The organism is Flavobacterium sp. HJSW_4 (assembly GCF_042436695.1).
Lineage (GTDB): Bacteria > Bacteroidota > Bacteroidia > Flavobacteriales > Flavobacteriaceae > Flavobacterium.
In genome coordinates, this window is sequence record NZ_JBHNPP010000057.1 from 1 (window position 1) to 14,166 (window position 14,166).

Below are 14,166 nucleotides of genomic sequence, written 5' to 3' on the forward strand. Positions count from 1 at the left end.
CTCAAAACTACAAAGATGCTGATGTTGTAATGTTAGGAAACTTACACCCATTAGTACAAAGCAGTGTTTTAGATCAATTAGAGAAAAAACCAAAATTAGTTGTTTTAGATACAATGAACTTTTGGATGGACTGCGCTCTTCCAGAATTACTAGACGTTATTAAACGTGTAGATGTTATTACAATCAATGACGAAGAAGCAAGACAACTTTCTGGTGAATATTCATTAGTAAAAGCAGCTGCGAAAATCCAAGATATGGGACCAAAATATGTGGTGATCAAAAAAGGAGAACACGGAGCACTTTTATTCCACAACAGAGAAGTATTCTTTGCACCAGCTTTACCATTAGAAGATGTTTTTGATCCAACTGGAGCAGGAGACACTTTCGCAGGTGGTTTCTCTGGATTTATTGCGCAAAGCGAAAACATTTCGTTTGGCAACATGAAAAACGCGATTATTTACGGTTCAAATTTAGCTTCGTTCTGCGTAGAGAAATTTGGAACTGAAAGGATGGAAACATTAAGCAAGGCCGAGGTGGCGATTCGATTACAGCAATTTAAATCGTTAACTCAGTTTGACATAGAAATATAATGCCTAAGAGCCTCGGTAAAACGGGGCTTTTTTATTACGTTAATACACACAACTTACAACACACAAAAAAACAAAAAAAATGAGCGACGCTTTAAAACATGAATGTGGAATAGCTTTAGTTAGACTACTTAAACCGCTTGAATACTATAAAGAAAAATACGGAACTGCTTTCTACGGAATCCAGAAGATGTATTTAATGATGGAAAAACAGCACAACCGCGGACAAGACGGAGCTGGTTTTGCAAGTATAAAATTTGATGTTGATCCAGGACAACGCTACATTAGCAGAGTTCGTTCGAATCACGCACAGCCAATACAAGACGTTTTTAAACAAATTAATGAACGCATTAGCGAAGAGTTAAAAGCGAATCCAGAATTGGGTGACGATATGAAAGAGTTAAAAGCAAATATTCCTTATGTTGGAGAATTGTTTTTAGGTCACGTTCGTTACGGAACTTTCGGTAAAAACAGCATCGAAAGTGTACACCCATTTTTACGTCAAAGTAACTGGATGCACCGTAACTTGATTTTGGCAGGAAACTTTAATATGACGAATGTTAAAGAACTTTTTGAAAATCTTGTTGAATTAGGTCAGCACCCAAAAGAAATGGCTGATACTGTGACAGTAATGGAAAAAATTGGTCACTTCTTAGACAAAGAAGTTATGCAATTGTACCAAGACTGTAAAGCTGAAGGATATTCAAAAAGAGATGCTTCTCCTGTAATTGCAGAGCGTTTGGATATTGCTAAAATCTTAGCTCGTTCGGCTAAAAACTTAGATGGAGGTTATGCAATGGCTGGTTTATTAGGTCATGGTGATGCTTTTGTATTTAGAGATCCAGCAGGAATTCGTCCAGCTTACTTTTATCAAGATGATGAAGTAGTTGTTGTAGCTTCTGAAAGACCGGTTATTCAAACAGTATTCAACGTACCTTTTGAAAAAGTTCAAGAAATCGATCCAGGAAACGCTTTGATTATCAAGAAAAATGGTAAAGTTTCTATGAATCAAATCTTAGAACCAACTGTTAAAAAAGCTTGTTCATTCGAAAGAATTTATTTCTCAAGAGGAAGCGATGCTGAAATTTACCAAGAGCGTAAAGATTTAGGTAAATTAATTTTACCAGCGGTTCTTAAAGCAATTGACAGCGATACAGACAACACTGTTTTCTCTTATATCCCGAACACAGCCGAAACTTCATTTTATGGTTTAGTAGAAGCTGCTCAGGATTTCTTAAATCAGAGAAAAAACAATTATATTCTAGAAAATAGAAATACATTAACTGCTGATACGCTTCAAGAGCTTTTATCTGTAAAAATACGTACAGAGAAAGTAGCAATTAAAGACGCTAAACTTAGAACTTTTATTACTGAAGACAGCAGCCGTGACGATTTAGTTGCTCACGTTTACGATGTTACTTATGGTGTAATTAAACCAGAAGATAACTTAGTTATCATTGACGACAGTATTGTTCGTGGTACTACACTAAAAATGAGCATCATTAAAATGATGGATCGTTTAAATCCAAAGCGTATTGTAATCGTTTCATCTGCACCACAAATTCGTTATCCAGACTGTTACGGAATCGATATGGCAAAACTAGAAGGTTTAGTTGCCTTTAGAGCAGCACTTGCTTTATTGAAAGAAAGAAACTTATACCATATTGTAGACGAAGTTTATGCTAAATGTAAAGCTCAAGAAAATTTCCTTGATAAAGATGTTGTAAACTATGTAACAGAAATTTACGATCAATTTACGCAAGAAGAGATTTCAGACAAAATTGCAGAAATGTTAAGTTCACCAGAAATCAATGCAGAAGTAAAAATCATTTTCCAAACGGTAGACGATTTACACATCGCATGTCCTAAAAATTTAGGTGATTGGTATTTTACCGGAGATTACCCAACTCCAGGTGGAAATCGAGTTGTAAACCGTGCTTTCATGAATTTTTATGAAGGAAAAGATGCTCGAGCTTATTAATAAAATACTAACAAAAGGTTAAATTGTGCATTTCATCGGTTTTTTTTGCCGTTCATCCTATTTCTTTGGTGAAATTGAAAAGCAATGATACTTTTGAAATACCATAACATTAGTAGGTTAAGTTTATGGTAGATTTGGGGCAAAAAGGGTGGAAGCAATTCCACCTTTTTTATTGGAATTAACTCAAATAATTTATAAACAGCCGATTACATCTCTTCATCGGATTTACTTACCTTTTATCTAAAATTTTTTCATCACAATAATAACTGCCATACATTTACTAAACCATAACATTAGTAGGTTAGTTTATGGTAGATTTGGGGCAAAAAAGGTGGAAGAAATTCCACCTTTTTTATTTTTACCAATCAACATATTGATTGTCAGCTATTTAACTGCGTTTTATCGAATATAATTGCGTTTTATCTAAAAAATTTTCTTTATAAAAATGTCTGCCATACATTTACTGAACCATAACATTAGTAGGTTAGTTTATGGTAGATTTGGGGCAAAAAAGGTGGAAGAAATTCCGCCTTTTTTATTGAAATAACTTTAGAAATATTCAAAAAACATCATTATACGTCTTTAATCGGATATAGTTGCATTTTATCCGAAAAGTTTCTTTGAAAACAATAACTGCCATACCTTTACAAGACCATAACATTAGTAGGTTAAGTTTATGGTAGATTTGGGGCAAAAAAGGTGGAAGAAATTCCACCTTTTTTATTTTCTCTATTTTCTAAAAAAGAGAAAAGATCAAATAAAATTGACAAATTCTAAAAATAAAAAAAAGACGAGCATCTTTCGATACTCGTCTTTTCCCTATATTCTTTACTTTATTTTCTTATTTGTCTAAAGCAAATCTTCTAGCAACTTCTGTCCAGTTAATTACACTGAAGAAAGCTTCAATATAATCTGGTCTTCTGTTTTGGTAGTTTAAGTAGTAAGCGTGCTCCCAAACATCCATTCCTAAGATTGGAGTTCCACCGTTACCAGCAACTTCTGGCATTAATGGATTATCTTGATTTGGAGTTCCAACAACTTCTAATTTTCCACCTTTTTGAACTGTTAACCAAGCCCATCCAGAACCGAATTGAGTAGCTCCAGCTTTAGCAAATTTTGCTTTAAATTCTTCGAAAGATCCGAAAGAAGCTTCGATTGCTGCTAATAAATCACCTGTTGGCAATCCTCCTCCGTTTGGAGACATTACAGTCCAGAATAAATTGTGGTTGTAGAAACCTCCACCATTGTTACGAACTGCTGCGTTTGATTTATCTAAGTTGATTAAGATATTCTCAATTGTTTTTCCTTCTAAATCTGTTCCAGCGATTGCTGCGTTAAGATTTGTAGTATATGCATTGTGGTGCTTTGTATGATGGATTTCCATTGTACGTGCATCAATATGTGGTTCTAATGCATCGTATGCATAAGGTAATTGTGGTAATTCAAAAGCCATGGTATTATGATTTTTATGGTTTATAAATAATTTATTCCAAATTTAGACATTTAACTTTGGAATTGAAAATACTATTTCGTTATAATTGAATCTAATTAACTGATAATTTACGTTTTTATTACATAAATAACTGAAAATCTTTATTTTCCATTAAATGTAGTCATTGTATTTTCCAAACCGGCCGTTCCGAAAGTTCGAATTATTTCTGCTGAGATTTCAAAACGTTCTGGCAGTTTTGCTTCTTCTTCAGCATTCCACTCCCCTAAAACATAATCTACCTGCTGTCCTTTTTTAAATTGATCGCTAATACCAAATCTATAACGCGTATAGTTTTGTGTATTTAAAACCAAATTGATGTTTTTAAGTCCGTTATGGCCGCCGTCACTTCCTTTTGGTTTGATTCGGATGGTTCCGAATGAAAGGTTTAAATCGTCTGTAATAACCATGATATTCTCTAATGGAATATTTTCTTTATCCATCCAATATTTTACCGCTTTTCCGCTTAGATTCATGTAAGTATTTGGTTTTAAAAGAAAAAAGGTTCTTCCTTTAAATTTGTATTCTGCCATTGAACCTAATTTTACAGTTTCGAAAGAAAGACCTTCTTTTTTAGCTAAAAAGTCAAGTATTTTAAATCCGATGTTATGTCTGGTGTTTACGTATTCGGCTCCGATGTTTCCTAATCCGACGATTAAATATTTTTTCATGTTATCTATGTTCTCTTCTTTTGGTGTTGATGAAAACAGTTTTGTTATCCATTTTATCATTTGGCAAAAGTAAGGTTAATTAGGGAATTAGAAAATGTGTCAATTAGATAATTTCCTGCTGGTCGTGATTTGACCGCAAAGTTCGTAGAGAGTTTTCGCAGAGAACGCGAAGAAATTATTAAAGTTTTTTTGCCTTGCTCAAAAGTCTACAGAGATTTTCTCTTACAAACTTATAAAAAAGATTCTTTCTCGCTAGCCCTGACAGGAGCGGCATCCTTTTTCTGGTTTCTTTAACCAGGAAAAGATATAGCGGATGGCAGGAATGTTACTTCTGATGAAAACGGATGTTTCTGCTACTAAAAAATAATTAGATAATTTGGGAATGTGGCAATTAGATAATTACTAGTCTTGGTTTAACCGCAAAGTACGCGAAGATTTACGCAGAGAACGCGAAGTTTTATCTCTAATTTGAGAAAATATTTTAGATTAAAAGTTCGCAGAGATTTTGAGCTTAGAACCTTAGCCACTTAGAATCTTAAAAAAAAAAAAAAAAGCCCCAATCGTAAGATTGAGGCTTTTTGTATAGAGTGAAAAAAATTATTTTTTCTTTCCTTTTGCAGGAGCTTTTGCAGCTTTTGCAGCCTCTTGAGCAGCTTTCATAGCAGCACGAGAGATTCTCACTTGACAAACAACAGTGTTGTCTGGGTGCATAATTTTGTACTCTGGTTTTCCAACTTTAGTAACGTATAATTTGTTACCCATTTCAAGTGGAGTGATGTCAGCTTCAACGAAATCAGGAAGATTTGCTGGTAAAGCTTTAACTTTTAATTTACGTTGGTTAAGACGTAAAACACCTCCCGCAAGAACACCTTTAGATGTACCAACGATTTTCACAGGAACTTCCATTGTGATTTCTTTATCATCAAATAATTGGAAGAAGTCGATGTGTAAAATTTTGTCAGTTACTGGGTGAACTTGGATATCTTGCAAAATTGCATTGAATGATTTTCCTTTTCCAAGCTCAATCACAACTGTGTGTGCATTTGGAGTGTAAACCAAGTTTTTGAACGCCGCAACGTCTGCTGAGAAGTGTACTGCTTGATTTCCTCCGTATAACACGCAAGGAACCGCTCCAGCATTACGTAAGGCTTTAGTTGACACTTTGCCCACGCTTTCTCTTTCTGATCCTTTAATTGTAATCGATTTCATTGTAAAAAAATATAGTTATTAATAAAAAATATTCTGTTTTGTATAAAGCTTAAAGCGTATTGCTTCTTACATTATAAATTTTCCACTAATGGAATTGTTGTGGTGAACCATTTGCATTACCTCAGCAAATAGAGGTGCGCAGCTTACCACTTTTATTTTGCTTGATTCTCTCTTTAACGGAATAGAATCTGTTACGATTAATTCTGTTAGTTTCGAGTTTTCAATTTTCTCATACGCACCGCCAGATAAAATAGCGTGTGTACAAATTGCTCTTACGCTTAGTGCTCCTTTTTCGATCATTAGGTCTGCCGCTTTTGCTAAAGTTCCTCCTGTATCGATCATATCGTCTACTAAGATTACGTTACGTCCTTTTACTTCACCAATAAGTTCCATAGTGTCGATAACGTTGGCTGCTTTTCTTTGTTTGTAACAGATTACTACATCTGATTCTAAAAACTTAGAGTAAGCATATGCTCTTTTTGAACCTCCCATATCTGGAGATGCAATTGTTAGATTTTCTAACTTTAAACTTTCTACGTATGGTAAAAAGATTGTAGATGCAAATAAATGATCTACTGGTTTTTCAAAGAATCCTTGAATTTGATCTGCATGCAAATCCATTGTCATGATTCTTGTTGCTCCTGCAGCTGTTAATAGGTTTGCTACTAACTTTGCTCCAATCGGAACTCTTGGTTTGTCTTTTCTATCTTGTCTTGCCCAACCAAAATAAGGCATAACAGCTGTAATGTGTCTTGCTGATGCACGTTTTGCTGCATCAATCATTAACAACAATTCCATCAGATTATCTGCACTTGGAAAAGTTGAACATACGATAAAAACTCGTAACCCTCTAATTGACTCTTCGTAAGACGGCTGAAATTCTCCATCGCTATACGTTGACATCGTTACTTTTCCTAACGGAATTCCGTAGTCTTTTGCAATTTTTTCTGCAAGATAAACACTTTGTGAACAAGCAAAAATTTTAGCTTCTGGTTCTAGGTGCGACATTATATGTGTTGTTTTATTCCGCTACATTTAATAGAATTTTACTCTATCATTTCTGTAAAGCTCAATACGCTTAAATATCTCGGATGTAGTTAGTTGTGTGTGCGTCGTTTTAACGAGCTGCAAATTTATAAAATTTATTGACACTGAAAGTAAAAAATTTAAGTATTTTTATTAGAATGTTTAATTTTATTTTTTACATTTGCACCGTGTTAAAGGAACGACATCATTTATGACTTCGTTCTATTGCGTTAAAATAATCGCTTTTGATTATTTTTTCGTCTGCTAAGCCCGGATGGCGGAATTGGTAGACGCGCTGGTCTCAAACACCTGTGGGAAACCGTGCCGGTTCGACTCCGGCTCCGGGTACGAAAAACCTCTTCTTAACGGAAGAGGTTTTTTTATACCAATACTTGAACAAACAACTTTTTAATTTTTAGTAGTGTGTTTTTTAGAAATTTCCATGAATGGCTTTTCAATAAATTTATAACCTGCAAAACTAACAATTACAACAATTGGTGTTATTAAAAAAACAATCATACAATATTCCGACGCAGTAAGCATTTTAGCCCTTTCTAATCCGAATCCAAAATAAAAAACTACAAAAAGAACCACCCCATGAAGCAAATATGTACTATACGAAATCTCGCCTAGTAGTTTCAGTATGGGACTTGTCAAAATTCCAAATATTGTATTCCCAGATGATACTAACAAAAAGATTATTGTTATTAATATCTTACAAGGAATATTAGTAGATTTGCTAAACTGCCCTATTAATACCAGACAAACCAAAATTAAAACACTATAAATAATATTTTTAGTGTTTTTTAAAAGCTTATATTTCAATACAATTGCCCCTAAGGCACCGCTAACAAATGAAAGAAGATGCTGAATATTAACTCCATTTGTATAAAAAAATCCATAAATAAAAAAAAGACTTAGTAAAAGATAAAAAACAGAAGGCTTTCTTTTTAAAATTAAAAGCGAAATTATAGGCAAACTAAAATAAAACAACCATTCAAAAGGAAGAGACCACACAACACCAGCATTAATTAAATAAGTTAAATTAAAACCATTAATACTTGTATCTCTTATAACAGTAAAAGTTCCCCATAAAAACATTTCATGAAAAAACTCAAACACTCCTGCTTTTAATTTCCAATCAGTTATAATCATTACAAAAAGTAAAATTAAACCAACTGAAAAATAATACATAGGAGCCAATCTGAAAAATCTTGAAATAAAAAAAGACTTCCAGTTAAAATCTTTTTCTATTGAATTTAGAAGTTTTGAAATAAACAAAAAACTTGAAATCATAAAAAAGAAGGCTACACTTGTAGAACCTAACTGAGAATATAAATTTGATAGGGATATCCATTTTCCTTCTTGAATATATTGATACCAAGTACTACTGTGAGAAATAAACACACTTATTGCTAAAAATCCTCTTAATCCGTCAACAGATTCACACCTTGAAGATGTGTAAGTTATTTTGTATTTTAAGTTAATTATACAAGCTGTAATATAGGCAATAAAAAAAACAACAACCGCAAATAAAGGATTCTGATTACTCATTAAAGATATTTTTATATTTTTTACTGAAAAAACAATTAAACCTTAATAGAAATTATCCTTTCAATTTTTGATAATTAAAAATCGCAAAGAAACAATTATTATTGAACTTTTAATTCTTCTTTTAATAATTTAAAATATAAACCAAACTCTTATATCACTTCACAACTCGCATTATGAAAAACAGGAAAATTGCACGAATTAGCAATAAAACATAACTGATTTGCTTTTTTATGCAGTTCTAAAGCCAATTCTACTTTGTCTGAGTTTACAATTGTAACTTTTGGATTTAAACGAACTTCAATAAAACGTCCGCTTCCATCTGGATTTACTTCTAAAGTTGCTTCTGCGTTGTCCGAATAATTTAAAACTTCTATTCCGTTTTGAGAGCAGACATATAAGTATGACATCATGTGACAGGAAACTAAACTACTCAATAATAAATCTTCTGGATTGTATAATTCTGGATCGCCTTTAAAAGCTTTAGCCGCTGAAATGTCTAAAACAGGTTTTCCTTCAATTTGAATTTGATGACTTTTACTGTAGAATCTTTTGGATGATTCAATTGGAGTTTGTTTAGAAGTCCAGTTTAATTGTGCTTTGAATAGATGTTTCATTTCGCTAAGTTAAGATTTTAAGCCGTAAATGAATGAATCTCGCAAAGTCACAGAGTCGCAAAGATTTATTTTCTTAGCGTCTTCGCGACTTTGCGAGATTCAAAACTATTTTTTGAATATACGTTTAAAAAAACACAATTCTATAATCTAATTTTATTTCCCCCATTTAGTCCAATCTGAATCTGGTCTTTTAAAGGGTTCTGATAAAAACTTATTTGCTATTGCATTAAACACTTCCGGGCTTGAAGCAGGTGCAAAATGGGTTTCTCCAGGCATAATACATAACTGTGCTTTAGGTATATTTTCGAAAATTTCAACCGTATGCTCATTTCTAATTATGTCTTTATCTCCACCTATTACAAGCACTTTTGCTTTAATTTTTGATAAATCTTTCGATGGAATATTAGGCTGATATGCTACAAGTCCGGAACGTTGTTTCATTAGACCCCAATTCTCGCTCGTGTCTTTTTCTTTAATTTTCGAAAGAAACATTTTTCTCATGCTCTGAAGATCTTTTATCACCCACGAATTAACAGCTGTAGAATCAGGTCTTAAATTGGCACCCATTGCTACAATTTTTTTCATTTTTGACTTTCCTGAAATGCCCATTTGTAATGCGACAATTCCTCCATCACTCCAACCAATAACACTTATCGAATCTAATTTTAACTGATTAACTAATCCTTCTATATCTTTTGTGATTTGGACAAAGGTTAAAGAATCCGTTTTTAATTCAGATTTACCATGCCCTCTGCTATCAGCAGCAATAACTCTATATTTTTTTTTAAAATAATCAATCTGATTTCCCATTGCTTCTATGCTTCCATTATTTCCATGTATCAATAACAAAGGCTCGCCTTTTCCGTATTCTTCATAGTAGATTTTAGCTCCATTGATTGTCGCAAATTTTCCAACAGCCGCATTATTACCATAAGGCGTATCAAATTTAAAATTCATCTGAACCTGAGCATTTGCAATTCCAAACGATAAAGACGCTAAAAACAGAAGTAATAATTTCATTGGTTTTTTCATAAATAAAGAGGTTTTTACAATAGTTATCTTTCAAATGTAAGAAAGATTCGAATAAATTAATAAAATACTTATTAAACGTAATTGTTTTAATATTTACCCATAAAAAAAACCTCGAAAGCTATAGACTTTCGAGGTTTTTAGAGAATTACTAACTAATTAACAGATAATAAACTACTTCTGCACAGAGAATTTAAATGTAGTTTTCGTTTTATAATTTTCTCCCAGGTTTAGAACCGTTGTCGGGAAGTTTTTCTGGTTTGGAGAATCTGGATAATGTTCTGTTTCCAGACACAATCCTGTTCTGTGCGCAAAAGTTCCGCCGTTTGGCATTGGTAAAGTTCCGTCAAGGAAATTTCCAGAGTAGAACTGAATTCCAGGTTCATCTGTTGTCATTTCCATAACTCTTCCGCTTGCTGCGTGGTAAACTTTTGCAATGATTGTTTTTCCTTTTTCAGGATTGTTCAACACCCAACAGTGGTCGTAACCTTTTCCTCTTTCTAATTGCTCATTTTTAGCATTGATGTCTTTTCCAATTAATTTTGGAGTTCTGAAATCGAAAGGCGTACCAGCAACATCATCTAATTTTCCTGTCGGAATTAAAGTCGCGTCTACCGGAACTAATTTGTCAGCATTTAAAGTCAATTCGTGATCTAAGATTGTTTTTGTAAAATCTCCCGATAAATTGAAATATGAATGTTGCGTCAAATTAACAACTGTTTTTTTGTCTGTCGTTGCTTCGTAAAGCACTTCCAACTGATTATCGTTTGTCAATGTATACGTTACAATAACTTTCAAATTTCCAGGATAACCTTCTTCCATATCTTTACTTAAATAAGATAATTTTAAAGAAGCTGTATCTCCAGATTTAACCTCATCGGCTTTCCAAACTACATTAAAAAATCCTTGCGGACCTCCGTGTAAAGCATTTGGAGCATTGTTAATTGCCAATTGATATTCTTTTTCGTCAAGCGAAAATTTTCCTTTCGCAATTCGGTTTCCGTATCTTCCGATTAAAGCTCCAAAAAATGGATTTTCTTTTTCGTATTGCGCCAAATTACTGAATCCGATCACTACATTTTCAGAAACACCTGCTTTATTCGGCACTTTTAAATCTGTAATTCTTCCTCCAAAAGTGATGATGTCAACTTCCATCCCATTTTGGTTTTTCAGTTTATAGCTTTCTACTTTTTCGCCTTTGGCAGTAGTTCCGTATTCCGATTTATCGATTGTAACTAATGCTTTTTCATCAGTGGCAACTTTTTCTGTATCAGCTTTTTTATCGCCTTTACACTGAACTGAAACTGCAGCCAAACTCAAAAGGCTTAGACCGAAAACACAACGTTTTAATGCATTCATAAATGATATTTTTTGGTTTTGTGAAAAGTTAAATGTTAGATGTCAAAAGCTAAAAATAAGAAAAAATCTTAGAATCTTAGCAACTTAGAGCCTTAGTATCTCCGATTATAGTCCGTGTTGGAATAAGTGGAAATATGCTTCGTTGGCATTGATTTTATCCTTAAACTCTCTTACAGTTGTTTTCTCATCAATAACCAATAATTCAATTCCTGCGATGTCTGCGAAATCTTCCATATATTCTGTTGTAATTGACTGGCTATAAACCGTGTGATGTGCTCCACCAGCTAAGATCCAAGCTGTTGCTGCCACTTCTAAATTTGGTTTACAATCCCAAAGAACGCGTGCAACTGGAAGTTTTGGCAATTCAGCCATTGGTTTAACCGCTTCAACTTCATTAACAATTAAACGGAAACGAGTTCCCATATCAACCAAAGAAACATTGATTGCGTCGCCTGCAGGAGAGTTGAATACCAAACGAGCCGGATCTTCTTTTCCTCCAATTCCTAATGGATGCACTTCGCAAGAAGGTTTTCCGTCAGCGATTGATGGACAGATTTCCAACATGTGAGAACCTAAAACATAAGATTTTTGAGGTGTAAAGTGGTATGTATAATCTTCCATGAAAGAAGTTCCACCTTCTAATCCAACACACATTACTTTTAAAGCTCTTACCATTGCAGCCGTTTTCCAGTCTCCTTCTCCACCAAAACCATAACCATCGGCCATTAATCTTTGTGTTGCGATTCCTGGCAATTGTTTCCAAACTCCAAGGTTTTCAAATGTATCTGTAAAAGCGCCAAATCCTCCTTCTTCAAGGAAAGCTCTTAATCCTAATTCGATTTTTGCTGCTTCAACTAATGAACTTCTTTGTGCTCCGCCTTCTTTTAAAGAATCCGTTAAGTTATAAGAAGACTCATAAGCGGCTAATAAATCAGCTAATTGTTTGTCTGTAACTTTCTCAATATGTTTTGTAACGTCTGAAGAATCGTATCCGTTTACCGACATTCCGAAACGAATTTGAGCTTCAACTTTATCGCCTTCTGTTACGGCAACTTCACGCATATTGTCTCCAATACGAGCTACTTTTAAGTTTTGAAGTTCGTCCCATCCTAAGACAACTCTTGACCAGATTCCCAATTGTTTTTGAACTCTTTGGTCTTCCCAGTGTCCTACAACAACTTTACGTTTTTTACGTAAACGAGACATCATGAAACCAAATTCACGATCTCCGTGAGCCGATTGGTTCAAGTTCATGAAATCCATATCGATGCTTCCCCACGGAATTTCAGCGTTATATTGTGTATGCAAGTGACATAATGGTTTTTTAAGGATATTTAATCCGCCAATCCACATTTTTGCTGGAGAGAAAGTATGCATCCAAGCAATAATTCCGATACAGTTTTTAGCTGAATTCGCAGCCAAACAAACATCTAAAATTTGCGATGGAGATTTCACCACATCTTTATAAACCACTTTTACTGGAATTGAAGACGAAGCGTCTAATCCTTTTGCAATAATTTGAGAATGTTCCGCTACTTTTCTAAGTGTTTCTTCACCGTATAATTCTTGGCTTCCTACTACAAACCATACTTCTTTTTGAGAAATGTCTATCATTTTGTTATTTTTTGTTTCAAGTTTCACGTCCCAAGTTTATTGAATCTGAAAATCTTGAATTGTTATGTTTACTATTTTATTTTTGGTTTTGTGATATTTCAGATTTCAATCCTAAATCTAAAATCTAAAATCATTATTGTCCGTAGTACGAATCTTTTCCGTGTTTACGGTTGTAATGTTTCTTAATTAATGAATCTTTTAATCTTGGCGCGTTCGGATTAATTTGTAAAGTCAGATACGCCATTTCTGCCACAACTTCTAAAACTTTACTATTGTAAACCGCTTTTGCAGCATTTTTCCCCCATGCAAACGGACCGTGATTTCCAATTAAAATCATTTCTACTTCTTCATACGAAAGATTTTTTTCTTTGAAGCAATCCAAAATCTGAATTCCGGTATTGTGTTCGTAGTTTCCTTCGATTAAATGATCTGCCATCGGGGGCGCACACGGAATATCAGCTGTTAAATGATCGGCATGCGTCGTTCCGAAAATCGGAATATCTTGTTGCGCTTGTGCCCAGGCCACAGAATACGTCGCGTGCGTATGAGCAACTCCACCAATATTTGGCCAGTTTTTGTATAAATACGCATGTGTTTTGGTGTCAGAAGACGGACGCATCGTTCCTTCAATAACATTATTATCAAAATCGACAATAACGATATCTTCAGGTTTTAAATCTTCGTAAGGAACACCGCTTGGTTTTATGGCAAAAACACCATTTTTTCTGTCCACAGCACTTACATTTCCGAAAGTATAAACCACCAAATTCAATGCATTCAACTGCATGTTGGCTTCGTAACATTCTTGTTTTAAATCTTTATAAAGAGAACTCATTTTGAGAAATTTTAATAGTTGGATCTGCGAAAGCACTTAATTGTTCGTAAGCAATCAGCAATTTATTATAAGCCGCCACTTTATCTAATTGAGGGAAATATTCTCCATCAAAATCACTTCCGATTTTTTGACTTGCTTCGATTACGTTTGGATAAATTCCGGCTGCAACAGCTGCGTAAATTGCCGCACCTAAAGCAG

The 14,166-nt window shown here is 34.0% G+C and carries 12 protein-coding genes, 1 tRNA gene and 1 pseudogene; 3 read left to right on the forward strand and 11 right to left on the reverse strand.

Annotated features, from left to right (window positions below; translation table 11 throughout):
• Together ACE01P_RS23780 and ACE01P_RS23785 are read left to right on the forward strand one after the other, a co-directional pair.
• On the forward strand, positions 1 to 590 hold a 590-nt coding region (locus ACE01P_RS23780; RefSeq protein WP_379701546.1), incomplete at its 5' end, for a PfkB family carbohydrate kinase.
• 79 nt (positions 591 to 669) lie between these two features.
• Positions 670 to 2,568, forward strand: a complete 1,899-nt coding sequence (locus ACE01P_RS23785) for an amidophosphoribosyltransferase (RefSeq protein WP_379701547.1) — start codon at positions 670 to 672, stop codon at positions 2,566 to 2,568.
• Between the two features lie 841 nt (positions 2,569 to 3,409).
• Here ACE01P_RS23785 and ACE01P_RS23790 read toward each other — a convergent pair.
• From ACE01P_RS23790 to ACE01P_RS23805, 4 genes are all read right to left on the reverse strand, one after another.
• Positions 3,410 to 4,021: a superoxide dismutase gene (locus ACE01P_RS23790; protein WP_095930681.1), complete on the reverse strand. Its 612-nt coding sequence runs from the start codon at positions 4,019 to 4,021 to the stop codon at positions 3,410 to 3,412.
• 140 nt (positions 4,022 to 4,161) lie between these two features.
• A complete protein-coding gene (gene pth / locus ACE01P_RS23795; RefSeq protein WP_379701548.1) occupies positions 4,162 to 4,788 on the reverse strand; it encodes an aminoacyl-tRNA hydrolase in 627 nt (208 codons plus the stop codon).
• A 537-nt stretch (positions 4,789 to 5,325) separates the two neighbouring features.
• Entirely contained in the window at positions 5,326 to 5,937 is a 612-nt protein-coding gene (locus ACE01P_RS23800; RefSeq protein WP_379701549.1) for a 50S ribosomal protein L25/general stress protein Ctc, read from the reverse strand.
• Between the two features lie 66 nt (positions 5,938 to 6,003).
• Positions 6,004 to 6,945, reverse strand: coding sequence for a ribose-phosphate pyrophosphokinase (locus ACE01P_RS23805; protein WP_379701550.1), 942 nt, complete (start codon positions 6,943 to 6,945; stop codon positions 6,004 to 6,006).
• Positions 6,946 to 7,231: 286 nt separating this feature from the next.
• Between ACE01P_RS23805 and ACE01P_RS23810 the strand changes: the two genes are divergently transcribed.
• Positions 7,232 to 7,311: transfer RNA gene (locus tag ACE01P_RS23810), tRNA-Leu, on the forward strand.
• A gap of 60 nt (positions 7,312 to 7,371) precedes the next feature.
• Here the strand turns inward: ACE01P_RS23810 and ACE01P_RS23815 are convergent.
• The 7 genes and pseudogenes from ACE01P_RS23815 to ACE01P_RS23845 form a co-directional block, all read right to left on the reverse strand.
• Complete coding sequence (locus tag ACE01P_RS23815) at positions 7,372 to 8,517, reverse strand: acyltransferase family protein (RefSeq protein WP_379701551.1); 1,146 nt, start codon at positions 8,515 to 8,517, stop codon at positions 7,372 to 7,374.
• Between the two features lie 149 nt (positions 8,518 to 8,666).
• Positions 8,667 to 9,131, reverse strand: a complete 465-nt coding sequence (locus ACE01P_RS23820) for an OsmC family protein (RefSeq protein ID WP_379701553.1) — start codon at positions 9,129 to 9,131, stop codon at positions 8,667 to 8,669.
• A gap of 153 nt (positions 9,132 to 9,284) precedes the next feature.
• Positions 9,285 to 10,163 carry an alpha/beta fold hydrolase gene (locus tag ACE01P_RS23825; protein WP_379701554.1) on the reverse strand — a complete coding sequence of 293 codons (879 nt, stop codon included), beginning with the start codon at positions 10,161 to 10,163 and terminating at the stop codon, positions 9,285 to 9,287.
• Between the two features lie 171 nt (positions 10,164 to 10,334).
• Complete coding sequence (locus tag ACE01P_RS23830) at positions 10,335 to 11,519, reverse strand: aldose epimerase family protein (protein WP_379701555.1); 1,185 nt, start codon at positions 11,517 to 11,519, stop codon at positions 10,335 to 10,337.
• Between the two features lie 105 nt (positions 11,520 to 11,624).
• Positions 11,625 to 13,133, reverse strand: coding sequence for an L-arabinose isomerase (gene araA / locus ACE01P_RS23835; protein WP_379701556.1), 1,509 nt, complete (start codon positions 13,131 to 13,133; stop codon positions 11,625 to 11,627).
• Between the two features lie 133 nt (positions 13,134 to 13,266).
• Positions 13,267 to 13,968, reverse strand: a complete 702-nt coding sequence (locus ACE01P_RS23840) for an L-ribulose-5-phosphate 4-epimerase (protein WP_379701557.1) — start codon at positions 13,966 to 13,968, stop codon at positions 13,267 to 13,269.
• Positions 13,952 to 14,166 (reverse strand): annotated as a pseudogene (locus ACE01P_RS23845) (ribulokinase); the annotation flags it as partial. The gene ACE01P_RS23840 and the pseudogene ACE01P_RS23845, both read right to left, overlap by 17 nt.